This is a genomic window from Candidatus Burkholderia verschuerenii, assembly GCF_001189365.1.
In the GTDB taxonomy this organism is placed as follows: Bacteria; Pseudomonadota; Gammaproteobacteria; order Burkholderiales; family Burkholderiaceae; genus Caballeronia; species Caballeronia verschuerenii.
On the sequence record NZ_LFJJ01000106.1, the window covers coordinates 1 to 18,423 of the forward strand.

At 62.3% G+C, this 18,423-nt stretch carries 13 protein-coding genes and 2 pseudogenes; 7 read left to right on the forward strand and 8 right to left on the reverse strand.

Annotation, left to right across the window (positions count from 1 at the left end):
- Positions 1–285: 285 nt before the first annotated feature.
- Positions 286–1,218 (reverse strand): LysR substrate-binding domain-containing protein, encoded by a 933-nt coding sequence (locus BVER_RS17640; RefSeq protein ID WP_050454424.1) that lies wholly within the window; start codon positions 1,216–1,218, stop codon positions 286–288.
- A 308-nt stretch (positions 1,219–1,526) separates the two neighbouring features.
- On the opposite strand from BVER_RS17640, the gene BVER_RS17645 reads away from it, so the two are divergent.
- The 4 genes and pseudogenes from BVER_RS17645 to BVER_RS17660 all read left to right on the forward strand — a co-directional run bounded on the left by BVER_RS17645 (position 1,527) and on the right by BVER_RS17660 (position 6,297).
- On the forward strand, positions 1,527–3,053 hold the full coding sequence (locus BVER_RS17645; protein WP_370444263.1) for an ABC transporter ATP-binding protein: 1,527 nt from the start codon (positions 1,527–1,529) through the stop codon (positions 3,051–3,053).
- A gap of 5 nt (positions 3,054–3,058) precedes the next feature.
- Entirely contained in the window at positions 3,059–4,165 is a 1,107-nt protein-coding gene (locus BVER_RS17650; RefSeq protein ID WP_050454426.1) for an ABC transporter permease, read from the forward strand.
- Positions 4,166–4,172: 7 nt separating this feature from the next.
- A pseudogene (locus tag BVER_RS17655) lies at positions 4,173–5,088 on the forward strand (ABC transporter permease).
- A gap of 120 nt (positions 5,089–5,208) precedes the next feature.
- Positions 5,209–6,297, forward strand: coding sequence for a BMP family ABC transporter substrate-binding protein (locus BVER_RS17660; RefSeq protein ID WP_050454427.1), 1,089 nt, complete (start codon positions 5,209–5,211; stop codon positions 6,295–6,297).
- Positions 6,298–6,372: 75 nt separating this feature from the next.
- Here BVER_RS17660 and BVER_RS17665 read toward each other — a convergent pair whose 3' ends face one another.
- The 4 genes from BVER_RS17665 to BVER_RS17680 all read right to left on the reverse strand — a co-directional run bounded on the left by BVER_RS17665 (position 6,373) and on the right by BVER_RS17680 (position 9,737).
- Positions 6,373–6,582, reverse strand: coding sequence for a dodecin (locus BVER_RS17665; protein ID WP_050454428.1), 210 nt, complete (start codon positions 6,580–6,582; stop codon positions 6,373–6,375).
- 227 nt (positions 6,583–6,809) lie between these two features.
- The gene (locus tag BVER_RS17670) at positions 6,810–7,301 is read right to left on the reverse strand and encodes a hypothetical protein (protein WP_050454429.1); all 492 of its coding nucleotides are present in this window, start codon (positions 7,299–7,301) and stop codon (positions 6,810–6,812) included.
- A 408-nt stretch (positions 7,302–7,709) separates the two neighbouring features.
- A complete protein-coding gene (gene mscL / locus BVER_RS17675; RefSeq protein WP_050454430.1) occupies positions 7,710–8,153 on the reverse strand; it encodes a large conductance mechanosensitive channel protein MscL in 444 nt (147 codons plus the stop codon).
- A 210-nt stretch (positions 8,154–8,363) separates the two neighbouring features.
- Positions 8,364–9,737 (reverse strand): DUF2252 domain-containing protein, encoded by a 1,374-nt coding sequence (locus BVER_RS17680; RefSeq protein ID WP_050454431.1) that lies wholly within the window; start codon positions 9,735–9,737, stop codon positions 8,364–8,366.
- Positions 9,738–10,011: 274 nt separating this feature from the next.
- Here BVER_RS17680 and glgX point away from each other — a divergent pair.
- Positions 10,012–12,221 (forward strand): annotated as a pseudogene (glgX, locus tag BVER_RS17685) (glycogen debranching protein GlgX).
- 122 nt (positions 12,222–12,343) lie between these two features.
- The gene (locus BVER_RS35260) at positions 12,344–12,466 is read left to right on the forward strand and encodes a hypothetical protein (RefSeq protein WP_269750772.1); all 123 of its coding nucleotides are present in this window, start codon (positions 12,344–12,346) and stop codon (positions 12,464–12,466) included.
- A gap of 70 nt (positions 12,467–12,536) precedes the next feature.
- Here the strand turns inward: BVER_RS35260 and BVER_RS17690 are convergent, their stop codons facing one another.
- The 3 genes from BVER_RS17690 to BVER_RS36300 form a co-directional block, all read right to left on the reverse strand.
- Positions 12,537–13,715 carry a tetratricopeptide repeat protein gene (locus BVER_RS17690; RefSeq protein ID WP_050454432.1) on the reverse strand — a complete coding sequence of 393 codons (1,179 nt, stop codon included), beginning with the start codon at positions 13,713–13,715 and terminating at the stop codon, positions 12,537–12,539.
- 143 nt (positions 13,716–13,858) lie between these two features.
- Positions 13,859–14,539 carry a PspA/IM30 family protein gene (locus tag BVER_RS17695; RefSeq protein ID WP_050454433.1) on the reverse strand — a complete coding sequence of 227 codons (681 nt, stop codon included), beginning with the start codon at positions 14,537–14,539 and terminating at the stop codon, positions 13,859–13,861.
- Between the two features lie 220 nt (positions 14,540–14,759).
- Entirely contained in the window at positions 14,760–15,161 is a 402-nt protein-coding gene (locus BVER_RS36300; RefSeq protein ID WP_050454434.1) for a plasmid mobilization protein, read from the reverse strand.
- Between the two features lie 550 nt (positions 15,162–15,711).
- Between BVER_RS36300 and BVER_RS17705 the strand changes: the two genes are divergently transcribed.
- Positions 15,712–18,276 (forward strand): penicillin-binding protein 1A, encoded by a 2,565-nt coding sequence (locus tag BVER_RS17705; RefSeq protein ID WP_050454435.1) that lies wholly within the window; start codon positions 15,712–15,714, stop codon positions 18,274–18,276.
- Positions 18,277–18,423 lie beyond the last annotated feature (147 nt).

Sequence of the window (18,423 nt, forward strand, 5' to 3'; positions counted from 1 at the left end):
TTACCCGGAACAATGGACTCCAGTCGTCCCCATATCTCATCGGTCAGCAACATTCGACTCATCTTGATCGCTTACGCAAAAGATGAGATGTAAACACATTTCTTCAAATGTGAACAGAGCCTAGAGCCGATCCACGAAAGCATCGCAAGCGCGGTAGCTCGAAGAAGTAACTGGTGCCGAAAAAAGCGGTTTTCTTTGGTTACTTTCTTTGCCGCCGCAAAGAAAGTGACCCCTCCACCGGGAAGGCGGCTACTGCAAAGAAAGCACGAAAGAACAAACACGAAGTCAAGGCTGATCAATCAACGACCGAGTAGCCTCAGCAACCAGCCCCCGCAACCACCGCACTTCGTCCGAATAATGACACCGCTCATGCCAAAGCTGGTAATACTGCATAGGCGGAAAATCAAGCGGCGCGGGCACGACAGCAAGCGGCAAGAACCGCGCATAGTGATCGGCAAAAAGCCGCGTCGTGGTGAACACGAGATCGGACTTGATGAGCACGTAAGGCGCGAGATTGAAGTAGGGCAAGGTAACGACGACATGCCGTTTCAACCGCTCACGCGCGAGATTCACGTCGATCGCCCCACGCTGCCCAACGGAATAAGGCGTAGGTGCAAGATGCGGCGCATTCAGATACTGATCGAGCGTAAGCCCGCCACGCTTGGCAAAAGGATGCGTGTTACTGACGAGACAGACGATCTTGTCGACGAACAGATTGGACAGATGCAACTGCTCGGGCGGTTCCGGCCAGTTCCCGACGACGATATCGAGTTTGCCGTCCTCGAGCGCGAGCTCGTAGTCGAACGCCGGCCCGAGCGAATGAAACTCGAGCGTCGCGTTCGGCGCCGCCTGACGAAACCGCTCGACCACGGTCGGCACGAACAGCACGTTGAGGTAATCCGGACACCCGATGCGATAACACCGCACCGAAGTCGAAGGATCGAAGTTGTGCTGCTGCCCCTTGATGCGCTCGATTTCGCGCAGCGCGTTCTGCGTCGGTTCGAGCAGGCGCAACCCGTATTCGGTGGGCACCATGCCGGATTTTCCGCGTACAAGGAGCGGATCGCCGGTGATATCCCGCAGTCGGCGCAGCGCGGCGCTGATCGCCGGTTGCGATTGATTGAGCTTGACGGCCACGCGCGTGACGCTGCGCTCCATCAGCAAGGTATGCAAGACGCGCAATAAATACGTATCGATCGCCTCGCGTTGCTGACTCATGTTATCTCCACTATATGTTCTGGCTGATCGATGCATGGGAACTACATAACATTTTTAATATGACACGGAAATTACGTCAAGGTGTGAGTTACCCGCAAATATTGGCTGAGCGGGGATCCACGCATAATTTTGAGTTATCGACTTAGCGTCTCGAATTCTGTAAATTCCGTCCGCGACATGAGTGTGCGCGACCTGAGCGCGTCTTCGCTCACGAGCGGTAATTTTTCCCTGCGTGGCCTGCTCGGTGGCCGCGCGCATCAAGTGAACACACGGGCGACGCCATCCAAACGTCGACGACGCCACCGCGCCTGGCGTTGTCGGGCATCAGCAAGCAGTATCCGTCCGTCAAGGCGAACGATGGCGTGAATCTCGTCGTCATGCCGGGCGAAATCCACGCCGTGCTGGGCGAGAACGGCGCGGGCAAGTCCACGCTGATGAAGATCATCTATGGCGCCGTGCGTCCGGACGAGGGCGAAATCCGCTGGCAGGGCGAAGCCGTCGAGATCGGCAGCCCGGCGGCGGCGCGCAAACTCGGCATCGGCATGGTGTTTCAGCACTTTTCGCTGTTCGAGACGCTGACGGTCGGCGAAAACATCGCGCTCGATGAAGAGTTCGATATCAAGGCGTTGTCAAAACGCATCAGCGAAGTGTCGAAGGATTACGGGCTCGACGTCGATCCGCAACGCCATGTGCATAGCCTGACGGTCGGCGAGCGCCAGCGCGTCGAAATCGTGCGATGCCTGCTGCAGAATCCGCGGCTGCTGATCATGGACGAGCCGACTTCCGTGCTGACGCCGCAGGCTGTCCAGAAGCTGTTCAAGGTGCTGCGCCGCCTCGCCGCCGAAGGCTGCAGCATCCTGTACATCAGCCATAAACTCGATGAAATCCAGTCACTGTGCGAAAACGCCACGGTGATGCGCGGCGGCCGCGTCACCGGCAACGTCGATCCGCGCAAGGAAACGCACGCGTCGCTGGCGCAGTTGATAGTCGGCCATTCGCTGCCGGATTACACGCGCCGCGAGCATCGTCCGGGCGATATCCGGCTGGCGGTGAAAAGTCTCTCGGTGGCGAGTCACGATCCGTTCGGCACGTCGCTCGACAACGTATCGCTCGATGTCCACGCGGGCGAGATTTTCGGCATCGCAGGCGTGTCGGGGAACGGGCAGGCGGAATTGCTCGCGGCGCTGTCGGGCGAAATCCGCGACAGGCACGTCGCGCCAGACGCCGTGTCGATCTGCGGCAAACCGGCCGCGCGTCTCACGGCAGGCGGCCGACGCCGTCTCGGCTTCGCCTTCGTGCCAGAAGAACGTCTCGGCCGCGGCGCGGTGCCCGCGATGTCGCTGGCGGACAACGGTCTGCTGACCGCGCATCGCGAAAACATGGTGCGCGGCGGCTGGATCAGGGCGAACACGGTGAAAGCGTTCGCGGACCGCTGCATCAAATCGTTCGACGTGCGCTGCGGCGGCAGCGGCGCGCTTGCGCAAAGCCTGTCGGGCGGCAATTTGCAGAAGTTCATCGTCGGGCGCGAGATTTTGCAGGAGCCGAAGGTGCTTGTCGTCGCGCAGCCGACCTGGGGCGTCGATGTCGGCGCGGCGGGCTTTATCCGTCAGCAATTACTCGATCTGTCGGCGCGCGGCGTCGCGATTCTCGTCATCTCCGAGGAACTGGAAGAACTGTTCGACATCTGCGACCGGCTGGCCGTGATCGCGTGCGGCAAGCTGTTGCCGGTGCGCAAGACCAGCGAGACCAACGCGGAGGAAGTCGGCCTCTTCATGGCCGGGCTTTTCGAAGGCAAGCGCGCGCAAGCGGCCGAAATCGACACTCTCTCGAAGTAACGACGATGACTTTTCCTTACAGACTCGAAGCGCGGCCCACGCCGTCGCGCGCGATGCAGCTTGCCGTGCCCGTGGTCGCCGCCGTGGCGACGCTCGTCATCGGCTTCCTGATTTTCAGCGTGGTCGGACAAGACCCGCTGCGGGCGATGCACGCGTTCTTCATCGACCCGTTGTCGTCGGTGAACGGCTGGTCGGAGCTCTTCCTCAAAGCGTCGCCGTTGTGCCTGATCGGGCTGGGCCTCGCGGTCGGCTATCGCGCGAACGTGTGGAATATCGGCGCGGAAGGGCAGATGCTGCTCGGCGGCATCTTCGCGGGCGGCATCGCGATTCATTTCGGCGATGCGTCCGGCTGGTGGACGCTGCCGCTGATGATGATCGGCGGTGTCATCGGCGGCATGGTGTGGGCGGCGATTCCCGCGCTGCTCAAGAGCCGCTTCAACACCAACGAAATCCTCACCAGCCTGATGCTGACCTACGTCGCCACGCAACTGCTGATCTACCTCGTCAGCGGTCCGTGGCGCGATCCGGAAGGCATGAATTTCCAGATCTCGGCGATGTTCGTCGACGACGCGCTGTTCCCGCGCCTCTACGGCGACTGGCACTGGACGTTTCTGAAGGGCACGCGGATCAACGCGTCCGTGTTCCTGACGGTAATCGCGATTCCGTGCGTGTGGGTGTTCATGCGCAAGAGCTTCGCCGGATTCCGCATGAACGTCGGCGGTCTCGCGCCGCTGGCCGCGCGCTACGCGGGTTTCTCCGACAAGAAGACCATCTGGACCTCGCTGCTGCTCTCAGGCGGCCTCGCGGGACTCGCGGGTATGGCGAAGGTCGCCGGGCCGATCGGACAGCTTCAGGCGGGCTGGTCGCCGGGCTACGGCTTCACGGCGATCATCGTCGTGTTCGTGGGGCGGTTGCATCCGGTGGGCATCGTGCTGGCCAGTCTGCTGATGGCGTTGCTGTATCTCGGCGGCGAAGCGGTGCAGACGTCGCTGCAATTGCCGCAAGCGCTCGCGGGCGTGTTTCAGGGCCTGCTGCTGTTCTGTCTGCTCGGTTGCGACCTGTTCGTGAATTACCGCGTCAAGCGCCGTTCGCCCGCCCATCACGCCGTTTAAGAAGATCATGGATATCAATCAAGCCAGCAATCTCGCTTCGAGCGCCGTGATCGCGGCCATTCCGCTCATGTTCGCGGGCGCGGGCGAACTCGTCGCCGAAAAATCCGGCGTGCTCAATCTCGGCGTCGAAGGCATGATGCTGATGGGCGCCGTCACCGGTTACGCCGTCACGTCCATCACCGGCAGTCCGTGGCTCGGCATTCTCGCGTCGATCGTCGCGGGCCTGTTGATGGCGCTGCTGTTCGGCTTTCTCACCATCACGATGCTCGCGAATCAGGTCGCGACCGGCCTGTCGCTGAACATTTTCGGCGTATGTGGGCAAGCCGTACACGTCGGCCGCCGTGCGCGCGACCATCGACGTGATGCCAATTCCCGCGCTCTCCAAGATTCCCGTGCTCGGCTCGGCGATTTTCTCGCTCGATCCGCTCGGCTATATCGCGTTCCTGATGTTTATCGCGATCGGCTGGTTTCTCTACAAGACGCGCGCGGGGCTGGTGCTGCGTTCGGTCGGCGAATCGCCGGCCGTGGCGCATTCGGTCGGCTTTCCCGTCGTGGGCGTGCGCTACGGCGCGACGCTGTTCGGCGGCGCGATGGCGGGCGTCGCGGGCGGTTATTACTCGATCGTCTATCTGCACGTCTGGCAGGAGCAATTGACGTCGGGACGCAGCTGGATCGCGCTGGCGCTGGTCGTGTTCGCGACGTGGCGTCCGGGGCGTCTGATCATCGGCGCGCTCTTGTTCGGCGCGGTGATGGCGCTGCAGTTCTACGCGCAGGCCATCGGCGTGCCGGTGCCGACGCAGTTCGTCGCGATGCTGCCGTATATCGCCACCATCGTCGTGCTGGTGTTGATCTCGCGCAATCCGAACACCATCAAGCTCAACGCGCCCGCATCGCTCGGCAAGCCGTTTTTCGCATCGAGCTGATCGAGTCGCGCGGAGTGTTGTACCGAGGCAGCACGGGCGTTTCGCTCATATTTTTGACCGACGAAACTCCTTCACGAAGCATCGAGTTTCAGTAACAACATCGACCAGGAGAGAACCACAATGAATAAATCATGGCTGAAGGCGATCACGGCAACTGTCGCACTGTCCGCCACCGTCGCCGCGCTGAGCGCGCAGGCGGCGGATGCGCCGGGCGTCGCCTTCGTCTACCTCGGCAATCCGGGCGATGCAGGCTGGACGTTCGCGCACGACGCCGGCAGCAAGGAAGCCGAGGCGAAATACGGCAGCAAGATCAAGATCACGCGCGTGGAAAACGTGCCCGAATCGGCCGACTCGGAACGCGTGTTCCGCGATCTCGCCAACAAGGGCAACAAGATCATCTTCGCGACCAGCTTCGGCTATCAGGATTTCGCGCTGAAAGTCGCGAAGGATTTTCCCGACACGACTTTCCTGACCGCCACCCGCTACAAGAAGGCGAAGAACTTCGGCACCTATGACGTCCGGATGTATCAGGGCGCGTATCTCGCGGGCGTCGCGGCCGGCTATGTGACGAAGACCAACACGCTTGGCTTCGTGGCGTCGGTGCCGATCCCCGAAGTGGTGTGCAACATCAACACGTACACGATGGGCGCGCGTTCGGTGAATCCGAAGGTTCACACCAAGAAGGTCATCTGGATCAACAGCTGGTTCGATCCGGGCAAGGAAAAGCAGGCGGCGGAAACGCTGATCGGGCAGGGCGCGGACGTGCTGCTGCAAAACACCGACTCGAACGCCACGCTCAACACGGCCAACGAGAAGCACGTCTTCGCGTTCGGTTGGGATTCGAACATGAAGAAGTTCGGCCCGAACGCGCATCTCGGTTCGGTCGTGGCGCACTGGGGCGTCTACTACAACGCCGTGATCCAGCAAGTGCTCGACGGCAAGTGGAAGAACGATCCGGTGTGGCTCGGCATGCCGCAGAAGGCCGTCGATCTGGAAGACCTGAACAGCGGCGCGATTCCCGCCAACGCGATGAAGGCCGTCGCCGCCAAGTGCGACGAACTGCACGCCGGCAAATGGGACGTGTTCACGGGCCCGATCAAGGATCAGTCGGGCGCGGAAAAAGTCCCGGCCGGCAAGACGCTGACCGATCCGGAACTGCAACGCATCAACTGGTACGTGGAAGGCGTGGACGGCTCGCTGCCGAAGTAAGCACGCACGCTCCCGAAGTAAAAACGCGCCTCGTCTTGCAACGAGGCGCGTTTTTTTATGCCGTGGACAAACCAATCAATCGTCGATACGCAGTCCGATCTTGATCGTCACCTGCCAGTGCACGATCTTGCCGTCTTCGATATGTCCGCGCGTTTCCGTCACTTCGAACCAGTGCATGTTGCGTACGGTCTTGGCGGCCTTGCTCAGCGCGATGCGCACGGCGTCATCGCTCGATTGCTGCGACGAACCGGTGAGTTCGATCTGTTTGTAGACGTGTTCCGACATGATGTTCTCCTTGTAGTGATGGCCGGTCGGCCGGTGGCGTCATGAGATGACCTGAGCAAGTCATGCGCCAAGCGCCGCCCGAACCGGAGTCTGCAAAAGGGAACGACACAATGCGCTTCCATTAAAGGCAGGAAAGCGCGATGACGAAACTGGGGAATGCCAGAGGCAGCCGCGTTCCTCGCAAGTGACGCGAGGAACGACGGGCACATTGGGCAAGTGGGAAGAATCTAGCGCAGCGGACGCGAGGCGGCGTCGCCGGCATCCTGACGACGCGTTCCGCGACGGCGGCGCGCGGAAACGGTTGCGCCGAATTCGCTCAGAATCTGCGTTCGGGCGCGGCTGGCGAACACCAGGAAGCCGAAGCCGTTGGCCTTGTACCAGTAGCCGCCGTTTTCGAGTCCGTCGAGCGGTTGCTCGAGCGCGTTGGTAATGGATTCGACGCAGCGCCGATGCAGTTCGTCGATCGCCGGATACGGCGGCTGGGCGCCGCGCACGCTGCACAACAGGACATCGAGCCCCGGTAGCACATGTGCGTACAGCACCGATTCGTCCTGCGCACGAGCGCGGGCTATCTTGGTGTCGAGCTGGCCGAACGGCTTGAAATGCCGTAGCACGGCGAGAAAAGATTCGTCGCCATCAGCCTTCACGCGTTTACGCTTTTTCGGGAAGGACATAAAAACTCGCCTGAAAAAGAATTGCAAAAAACGCAGCGTCCTCATGCGGCCACTCCCGTCTTGCGTGCCGCACGTCGATCTTTTATAGCGCATCGATGTGATCAGGTCACGGTGATTCGCAACCTTCGAACGCACGACCGGTTTCTCACCAGTGCGTCTTCAGGCGCATGAATCGAGCCGTCGACCTTTGGGCGGCCCGCTGGCATCCCCTCTGAGCTTCTGTCTCAATAATAGTCCTGCTGAACCCCATGCGGCCACCCTCTCTGAAGAAAAAAGCGGCCGTGCACACCAAAAAAACGCTGCATCCCCGCTGTCTATCGATACGGACCGGTGCATTTCGCATGGGTTCCGGCGGAAACGACAGCCTATACCAGACAAAATTGTGCAGAGCTTGCGAATCGGCCGGCTTGCGGGAGCGCGCGCCGGCCGAGCGATCACATCCGATTCCGACGATCAGACACGCGGTTTCTTCAACTCGTCGCGAATCTCGCGCAGCAGCAGCACGTCTTCCGGCGGCGCGGCCGGCGCGGGTGCGGCTTCTGCCGGCTTGCGCAGATTGTTGATGAACTTGACCATCAGAAAGATGATGAACGCGAGGATGATGAAGTTGATCACTACCGTGATGAACGAACCGTAGCCGAGCACGGCCACGCCCGCGCCCTGCAGGTCCTTATATGAACCGGGATTGCCTTTGAAACTGGGCGGTATCTGCCCTAAGCGAACGAATAGGTTGGAGAAGTCGAGCCCGCCCGTGGCCAGGCCGACAATCGGCATGATGAGATCCTTGACAACGGAGTTGACGATCGTCGAGAACGCACCGCCGATGATCACACCGACCGCGAGGTCCATCACGTTGCCCTTGAGGGCGAATGCCTTGAATTCGTCAATCATGCTCATGCGCGGCTTCCTCCAGTTAAAGTCCGGGAAAAAAAATTATTGAGTCAAAGCAGCAGCAGGCGGGGCAGCAAGGGCTATGCCATTCGTATGAATGCATACGAACGCGCCGAAGCGTGACGCCGCGACGTTTCGCTTTGGCGACAGAACAATGATAGTCGTTTCGCGCGCGATTCGTCCGCCGGCGTGCTCGGCGGACGGGCGTGTTTTCGGTCAGGCCGTGGGGACGCGTCCGACGCTGATCGCCGCGCAAAACGCCGCGTGATCGGCGACAGTCTGTGCGCCGTAGCGCTCGGCCCACATCGCATAGGCGGCGTCGAGCTTGTCGGAATTGCCGCAGTAGCCCGCGATCAGCGCTGCGTCGCCGGTGCGGGCGTGGGCGCGCGCGAGCAGCAGCCCGAGGCACCACGCGTAGTAATCGAAGGTGGCGCCGTGCAGCCAGTCGAGCGGAATCGAGCCGCGAATCTGCTTCATCTGACGCACGTAAAAATCGCGTCCGGAGATGGTGGTCCAGCCCAGCAGCGCATCGGACGAACTCTGCATCAGACGCTGACCATGCACCACGCGCCGACCCTGATGCCGATACGGTTCGTCCAGCGGCGGCACGAAGGGCGCGGCGGCCGGCACGATGCCTTCCTTCACCTGCATGAAGAGCGGATCGCCATGCGCGCGGCCGATCATCAGCACGAGATACGCACGCGTGCCGACGCCGACCACCCGATGCGCGACATCCGCGACGTCGTAGCGTTCGAGCATCATCCGCCATTCGCCCGCGATGGTTTGCAGATACGCCTTCAGCCCGTCGACGACGTGATTCTTTTCGGCGGCGTCGAGTTCAGTGAGGATCGGCGGATCGGACTTGACGCGCCAGCCTTTGCCGGCCGGTTCCGCGACCTTCGCGAGCATGGTGGCGTGCGTGCGTTTCATCGCCCGTTCCACGGTCTTTTCGATGGTCGCCTTTTTCTCGCTGTCGAGCTTGACCGGCGTGTCGATGCGCCCGGCGCTGCCGTACGAGCGCATCTGCCAGAGGTCGTAGGGGCTCATTTGCGCGAGCTGCGCCATCATCGCGCGATACGCCGCGCACGACGAGCGCACCGCGCGATCGCGCCCGGCGGCGTCCACGCCGTTTTCGCGCGCGGCCACGTTGATGCTTGCCGTCAGCCGCTTCAGGTCCCATTCCCACGGCCCGATCAGCGTTTCGTCGAAGTCATTCAGATCGAATACGACTTCCTGACGCGGTGTATGAAACAGGCCGAAGTTATTGATATGCGCGTCGCCGTCGATGATCACGTTATGGCCGATCGACGGCGATTTGGCGAGATCCCAGGCCATCACCGTCGCCGCGCCGCGCAAAAACGCGAACGGCGATTCGGCCATGCGCAGCGGAATCAGCCGCTCCTGACGGCCCGCGTTGCCGGCCAGCACGCGCTCGACGGGATCGGGGCGATCCGGCTCGGGCTGCCAGGCGCCGTGCGCATCGAAGGCGACGGCATCGCGCAGCGCGCGGCCGGCGGCGCGGCTGTCGTCGGCGGTGCCGGAGGACTGGGCGGATGAAGCCGCCGGGGCGGAACCAGGGCGCGTGGACAAGCGTGTTCTCCTTTTCCGCGAGGTGACTTCGGGTCGGCTCTGACGTGCGTCGAGCCGGATGTGAACGCGTCAGGAAGGTTTTACACGCGATGCCCGCTCGACGCGAGTTCGGCGAGTGCGACGTCCCGCGTCGACGTCTCGCGAAGCGGCCCGCGCGCCTGAATTCTCGCGGGCACGCATCCTGCTCCTTTCGATCCGCTTCATGCGGCGCAATGCCGAGCCAAGTTGCTTCACGCCGACGCAGCGAGCGTCAACCATTCGAACACATCATCTCATGCCCAACGAACTCCGCATTGCCGAAGGCTCTCCGTTTCCGCTTGGCGCGACCTGGGACGGGAAGGGCGTCAATTTCGCGCTGTTTTCCGCGCACGCGACCAAGGTCGAACTGTGTCTTTTCGACGAAAAAGGCGAGCAGGAAACGCAGCGTATCGAACTGCCCGAATTCACCGATGAAGTCTGGCACGTCTATGTGCAAGGCCTCGAACCGGGCGCCGTGTACGGCTATCGCGTGCACGGGCCGTACGAGCCGGAACACGGCCATCGCTTCAATCCGAACAAGCTGCTGCTCGATCCGTACGCGAAGGCGCACGTCGGCGAACTGAAGTGGGATCCGGCCGTGTTCGGCTACACGCTCGACGCGGAAGGCGACGACCTCACCTATGACGAACGCGACAGCGCGCCTTTCATGCAGAAGTGTCAGGTGGTCGATCAGACCTTCACCTGGACGCACCCGACGCGCGTGCGCGTGCCCTGGGAGCACACGATCTTCTACGAAACGCATGTCCGCGGCTATACGAAGCGTCATCCCGCCGTGCCCGAAAACATGCGCGGCACCTTCGACGGACTCGGCCAGAAGGAAGTGGTCGACTACATCAAGAGTCTCGGCGTGACGTCGGTCGAACTGCTGCCGATTCACGCGTTCGTCAACGACAGCTATCTGCTCGACAAGGGCCTGACGAATTACTGGGGCTACAACACGATCGGTTTCTTCGCCGCCGATCCGCGCTTTTTCGCACGCGGCGCGGGCGCGCTCGCCGAGTTCAAGGAGATGATCGATCGCCTGCACGAAGCCGGCCTCGAAGTGATTCTCGACGTCGTGTACAACCACACGGCGGAAGGCAACGAGCGCGGGCCGACGCTGTCGTTCCGCGGCATCGACAATGCTTCGTATTACCGGCTGATGCCGGAGGAACCGCGCTACTACATCAACGATACCGGCACGGGCAACACGCTCAACCTGTCGCATCCGCGCGTGCTGCAGATGGTCACCGACAGCCTGCGCTACTGGGTGACGGAGATGAACGTCGACGGCTTCCGTTTCGATCTCGCGACCATTCTCGGCCGCGAGCCGTACGGCTTCGACGAAAGCGGCGGCTTCCTCGACAGTTGCCGTCAGGACCCGATCCTGTCGAGCGTGAAGCTGATCGCGGAGCCGTGGGATTGCGGTCCGGGCGGCTATCAGGTCGGCGGTTTCCCGCCGGGCTGGGCGGAAGGAACGATCGTTATCGCGACACGGTGTGCGCGTTCTGGAAGGGCGACGAGGGCGAATCGCCCGAACTCGCGACGCGCATGACCGCATTCGGCGACAAGTTCAACAAGCGCGGACGCCGGCCGTGGTCGAGCGTGAACTTCATCACCGCGCACGACGGCTTCACGCTCAACGATCTCGTGTCGTACAACGAGAAGCACAACGAGGCCAACGGCGAAGACAACAAGGACGGTCATTCGGACAACAAGTCGTGGAATTGCGGCGCGGAAGGTCCGACCGACGACGAGGACATCCGCACGCTGCGCGAACGCCAGAAGCGCAACATGCTCGCGACGCTGCTGTTCTCGCAAGGCACGCCGATGATCCTCGCCGGCGACGAATTCGGCCGCACGCAGCAGGGCAATAACAACGCCTATTGCCAGGACGACGACATCAGCTGGGTGAACTGGGATATCGACGAACAAGGGCTCGCGCTGACCGATTTCGTCCGCAAGCTCACGACGCTGCGTCACACGCTTCCGGTGCTGCGACGCCAGCGCTTTCTCACGGGCGAATACAACGAAGCGCTGCAGGTCTCCGATGCCAAATGGCTCGGCACGACCGGCGAGGAACTCACGCAGGAGCAGTGGGACGATCCGAACATGCGCTGCTTCGGCGTGGTGATGGACGGCCGCGCGCAGGCGACGGGTATCCGCAAGCCGGCGTCGGATGCGACGTTGCTGCTGGTCGTGAAGGCGTATCACGATGTCGTCGATTTCACGCTGCCGGATATTCCCGGTCCCGACGAGTGGATTTGTCTCATCGACACCAACGCGCCGATCCGCGAGGAACTGCCGGTGTTCGATTCGGGCGAGGTGTATCAGGTAACGGGCCGCTCGCTGCTGCTGTTCGCCTTGCAGCCGCGCGGCGCGACCAAGCGCATTTTCAAGCGTCTGGAAGAAGCGTTGACCGATGAAGTGCCGCCCGAGGACGGCCAGAAGAAGGCGGGCGAGTGAAAGCGGGACGCGTCGCGCGATTCGGTATCGTGCCAATTTTGCGATAACGGCCGGGCGCGCGCCGCCCGGTTTTTAATCCCGATGCGTTTCGATTTCACCTGCCGCGACGCGGCTTTGTCCGCATGATGCTGCACGCCGTATTGCGTATTGCCGACTGGGATCAGCTGGCGCGGATCTGGGAGTTCGTCGTCGGCTTCTTCAAGTTTCTGTGGGCCTTGCTGAAGTTTCTCGGTGGAGCGGGGTGATTTCGTTGCGCATGAAAAAGCCCCGTGAAAACGGGGCTTTTTTGTGTCGATGCTTTTGCACTTGCGCGGATTACGAATCGCGCCAGCTGTCGTCGTCGTTGCTGCCGAGATCGAGGCCGCCGCCACTTCCGCCGCCGTCGTTCCAGTCGTTCGAGCCGTTGCCGAAGTCGAGGCCGCCGCCGTTGTTGCCGAAGTCGAGTCCGCCGTTGTTATCGTCGCGACGCTCCACCGGCACATCGCGTTCGATGACCCGATCGCGTCCATGCGACATCGCTTCGCCCAGCAGCACGCCAGTCAACAAACCGCCCATGCCGCCGCCGAACCCGCCGCCGCCTTGCTGGATGATGACCGGCCCCTGACCCTGCTGCGGCGGATACGGCCCTTGCTGCGGATAAGGTTGTTGCGGATTGCGCCCGAAGCGCTCGGCTTCCTGCGCATAAGGCGATCCGCCTTGCACGGTCGGCTGGGCCGCGTTCGGATCGGGACGGCTTTCGGCGCGCGCCTTCAGACTCGCGACCTGTTTCTCCATCTCCTCGACGGCATACGGCGGCACCGGATTCTTCGAATTCGAGAGCGCCTCCACCATTTCGCGCAGACGCGTTTCCGCGCCTTCGACGTCCTTCAGCAGCGCTTCATGCCCCGGCGCGGTGGAAAGACGCACGTCGAGCTTGAGCGAGCGGACATCGTTGAGCAATTCGGTGGCGCGCTTGATCTGCGCGCGGCGATCGTCTTCGGCCTGACCGTCGTCACGCGCGCGGGCGTGGCGCAGGTCCCAGCGCAGAACCATCGCGATTGCGCCGATCAGCACGGCCAGGCCGATCCACATGCCCATCGACGGACCATGCTTCTGCGGCGCGGCGGCTTGCTGATCGAACGGATTGGACGTGCTCGACGAGCGCGTGCCGACGTTGCCGCCGCCCTGACGGCTCGCATGCGATTGAATGCGCGACTGCGTTTCGGCGAAGCGCGAAGCGTCGGTGAAACTCAGCGAAGGATCGAGCGATTTCGCCTGTTGCAACTGGGACAGCGCATCGGCGTAACGGCCTTCGCGATCGAGCACTTGCGCGTACAGATAATGCGCGTGCGCGTTCTTCGGATGCGCGTTCAGTACTTCGGTCAACTGGGAATCGGCTTGTTGCCAGTTGCTTTGCGTCATCGACTGTTCGACCTGCTGCACGGTCGGCACGGCGAACGCGAGCGGCGAGGCGAGTGACAGCGCGAGAACGACTGCCGTCAAAGTCTTTTTCATGATGCGGGCCGGACGCGGTGACGTCCGTCTCCTGTCGAGTAAAGCCTGTGATGCTCAGGGTAATGCATATCCGTGCGACGGGTGGCGCGCCTGAGCGGTGCTCTCGCGTCGCACGGATCGGACCCGCGTGGGTCTTACAATCTTTACTGCGCCGGCGTATTCATCTGCTTCTTGAGCGCTTCCAGGCGATCTTCCACCGACGGACCGCGATTCAGCGCGGCGAGTTTGTCGTCGAGCGCCTTGCCCGACTTCTGATCGGCGGAATTCAGACGCGCGTCGGAACGGGCGTTGGCGAGTTGAATCTTGTCTTCGAGCTTCTGGAAGTCTTCCGACAGATTCTTTCCGCCAATGCCACCGAGCGCCGTGGCGGCCGTGTCCTTGGCCTGCGCGATCTGCTGCTTCGCCTGCAGGATGTTCGAGCGCGCGTTCAGATCGTTACGACGCTGACGCATGTCGTTGATCTGCGTCTTCAGATGATCCACCGACGGCACGAGTGTGGTCAGTTCGGTGGCCAATGCGTCGCGTTCCGTTTCGGCGTTCGCCTGTGCCGCGAGCGCTTCGCGTGCGAGGCTTTCATCGCCGGACGTGAGGGCGCGCTTGGCGCCTTCTTCGTACTTCTTCGCCTTGTCGGCGGCGGCGTCGCGCTTGCTTTGCTGCGTGGCGACCTGAGCCTCGATTTCGATCAGCGAGTTCTCCGCTTTCGCGATGCTGTCGTCGAGCTCGCGCACGATCTGACGGGCATCGCGCGAGGGGTCCTGCATGGTGTCGGTTGCGTCGTTGAGCAGGCCCTTGACCGTGCGCGAGATGGAATCGAAAAGTGACATGTAATTCTCCTTGATGAAGACCCGCGGCTGCATTCCGCGCGCGATGAATGTGAGGCGCGTGGCGCTAGATTGCAAGCATGAGATGACACGCGAGCGACGGCGGATATACCCCGGTTATTAGAGCATGCCGCGCCTTAATCCGGGCTTAACGAACGTTAAGGAGTGTAACGGCGCGGCATGCGTCGGCAGGAGAAAGCAGGCCGAACGGACAATAGGGCGTTCAGGAGCGTCCGTCGCCGGAGAGCCAGGCGTCTTCGCCGGAGTCTTCGGCGTCGTCGTGATCGTTTTGCGCGGAGATTTCCGGCGTTTTAGGCGCGGGTTTGACCGGACGTTTGCCAGCGTTCTTCGCCGCGCTGGCGGCGGCTTCGCGTGCCTCGCGCGCGGCGGCCGTGGCGGCGACGCTTTTCAGCGCGACATCGAGCGGATCGGGTGCCTTGGGCGCGCGCAGACGGTCGACGATGCCCGCAGCCTTGATCTGCTCGCTCGTCGCGTTGAAGTTGAGCACCGTGCGCCGCATCAGCTCGCTCACGCTGATGCCTAAGTTGTCCGCCGTCTTGCCGATGGCGAGTTTCTGCGCAGGGGTCACGAAAACTACGATGCGTTCGCTGGGTTTGGTTGTCATGAGCGGCTCGCAAACAGTAAGGCGATTGCAAACATCGAGATGCTGCAACGGCAATACGGATTCATGAAACGGCGCGACAGTCTTGACCGCAGGGTTCGCGCGGTTCTCGCTCGGATGCGGGCGGCGTGCGCCGGCAAATGGAAGAGAACCTGCAATCGATGCATCCATCATATCGTTTTCAGCGTGGCATGCGTGTGGGGCGCACCGCATGTCAATGTGTGAGCGCATACAAAAAAGGGCGCGCAATCAACGATTTGCCTATTTTCTCATAGGGTTGTCCACAGGGCTCTCAACATAAACTGTGGGTAACCGCACATAGCGCGCACGATGCCCGCGGATGGCGCGGAACGCGCGCGTTCGCTTCATTCACTTACAAAAAAACCACGCCGGTTTCGTAGTCGCGCGCGCGAATTCTTTAAAATGGGCTGTTAGCCTCGGTCGAAGCCGGTCCGCTCATCGCTCGTCCCGTCCTTGCCTGCCGTGCCCAAGCGCGCCGCAGGCGTCGAACGCGGCAGCATTGCGCGCCGCACGCGCGCATACGATTCAACTCATGCCTATCATCAAACGACCCGACTCAAAGCATTCCACGCGACACGATCGCGAACCCAGCTGGAACGACTCTCGCAACGACACACGCAACGCTTCGGGCGGCCACGACGGTGGCAATCGCGGCGGCGGTAACGGCGGACGCGGCGGCAATAGTGGCAATGGCGGCAACGGCCGCAAGCCGCCGAAGCGTTCGATCGGCACGCGCATCGCGCTCTGGTTCATGGGGCTCGTCGGCGCGGGCGTGGTGGTGGGCGCGCTGATCGTCGGTTACGCGCTCGTCGTCATGGAGCCGAATCTGCCGTCGCTGAACGCGCTGATCGATTACCGTCCGAAAGTGCCGCTGCGCGTCTATACGGCCGATCATGTGCTGATCGGCGAATTCGGCGAAGAGCGCCGCAGCCTCGTGCGCTTTCAGGACATCCCCGACCAGATGAAGAAAGCGGTGCTCGCCATCGAGGATTACCGTTTCTACGATCACGGCGGCGTGGACTTTCTCGGCATTCTGCGCGCGGGCGTTGCCGATCTGATGCACGGCGGCGCATCGCAGGGCGCGAGCACGATCACCATGCAGGTGGCGCGCAACTTCTTTCTGTCGAGCGAGAAGACCTATACGCGCAAGGTCTACGAGATGCTGCTCGCGTACAAGATCGAACGCGCGCTGACGAAAGACCAGATTCTCGAGCTGTACATGAATCAGATCTATCTCGGCGAACGCGCTTACGGCTTCTCCGCCGCGGCGCGCGTGTATTTCGGCAAGGACCTGAAGGACGTGACGCTGGCCGAAGCCGCGATGCTCGCGGGCCTGCCGAAAGCGCCGTCGGCCTATAACCCGGTGGTGAATCCGAAGCGCGCGAAGGTGCGTCAGGCGTACATCCTCAAGCGTATGATGGATCTGAACTACATCTCGCGCGATCAGTACACGCAGGCGATCGCCGAGCCGATTCATACGAAGTCGTCAGGCACCGAGTACAGCGTGCACGCCGAGTATGTCGCCGAAATGGTCCGGCAGATGATGTACGCGCAGTACAAGGAAGAGACCTACACGCGCGGCCTGACGGTCACGACGACCATCGATTCCGCCGATCAGGACGCCGCCTACAAGGCCGTGCGCAAGGGCGTGATGGATTACGAGCGCCGTCATGGCTATCGCGGGCCGGAGGGCAATATCGCGTTGCCGGCGAGCGCCGACGATCGCGCCGAAGCCATCGAGGATGCGCTGGTCGATCATCCGGACAACGGCGAACTCGTGTCGGCCGTGGTGACGTCCGCGACTCCGAAGCAGGTGGTCGCGCAATTCGTCGGCGGCGATACCGCGACGATGTCGGGCGAAGGTCTGCGCTTCGTCGCGGCGACGCTGCGCTCGAACGCATCGAAGGCGCTGGCGATCAAGCCGGGCTCGATCATCCGCCTGATGAAGGATGGCAAGGACGGCTGGCAGATCACGCAGTTGCCGCAAGTGGAAGGCGCGCTCGTTTCGATGGTGCCGCAGGACGGCGCGATCCGCGCGCTGGTCGGCGGCTTCGATTTCAACAAGAACAAGTTCAACCACATCACGCAGGCGTGGCGTCAGCCGGGTTCGAGCTTCAAGCCGTTCATTTATTCGGCGGCGCTCGACAAGGGCCTGGGACCAGCGACCGTCATCAACGACGCGCCGCTCTATTTCCCCGCGACGACGCCCGGCGGCGACGCGTGGGAGCCGAAGGACGACGATCAGCCCGACGGCCCGATGTCGATGCGCGTCGGCCTTCAGAAGTCGAAGAACCTCGTCTCGATCCGCATTCTGTCGTTCATCGGCACGCAGTACGCGCAGGATTTCGTCACGAAGAACTTCGGCTTCGACAAGGACAAGACGCCGCCGTATCTGCCGCTCGCGCTCGGCGCGGGACTCGTCACGCCGTTGCAGTTGAGCGGCGCGTATTCGGTGTTCGCGAACGGCGGATATCGCATCAATCCGTATCTGATCGCCGAAGTCGACGATGCGCGCGGTGCGGTGATTTCGCGCACCGATCCGCTGACCGCCGCGAAGAACGCGCCGCAGACGCTTGAGCCGCGTAACGCGTACATCATGAACAGCCTGCTGCATACGGTGGCGACGCAGGGCACCGGTTCGGGCACCAACGCGCTCAAGCGTAACGACCTGCAAGGCAAGACCGGCACCACCAACGACGCGAAGGACGGCTGGTTCGCGGGCTATCAGAAGCAACTCGTCGCGGTCGCGTGGATGGGCTACGACCAGCCGAAGACGCTCGGCAGCCGCGAATTCGGCGCGCAACTCGCGTTGCCTATCTGGGTGCAGTACATGGGGCAGGCGTTGCGCAACATTCCGCAGCAGGAGATGGACAAGCCCGACGGCATCACCACGGTCGATGGCGAAATGTTCTACGCGGATCGCACGCCGGGCGCGGGTTTCGTCGCGAGCATCGGACTGGACACCAACAATCCGATGGCCGGCGACGCCACGACGATAGGCGGTGTCGGTCCCGCCGGCATGGCCGTGCCCGCGCCGCCGCCGCAAGTCACGACCGACGAGCGCAAGCAGATCATGGATATGTTCAACAAGCCCTGACCGGTCGGTCCTCTTCAAGCATGATCGGCATAGGGGCGGCCAGCAAGCTGGCCGGTCCCCTGCCACACCACCCTGCCACACCACCCGGCGTGCGGGTCCGCACCGGGCGGTTCGGGAAGTTGAGGTTATGTGAGGCGAGGCATGCCA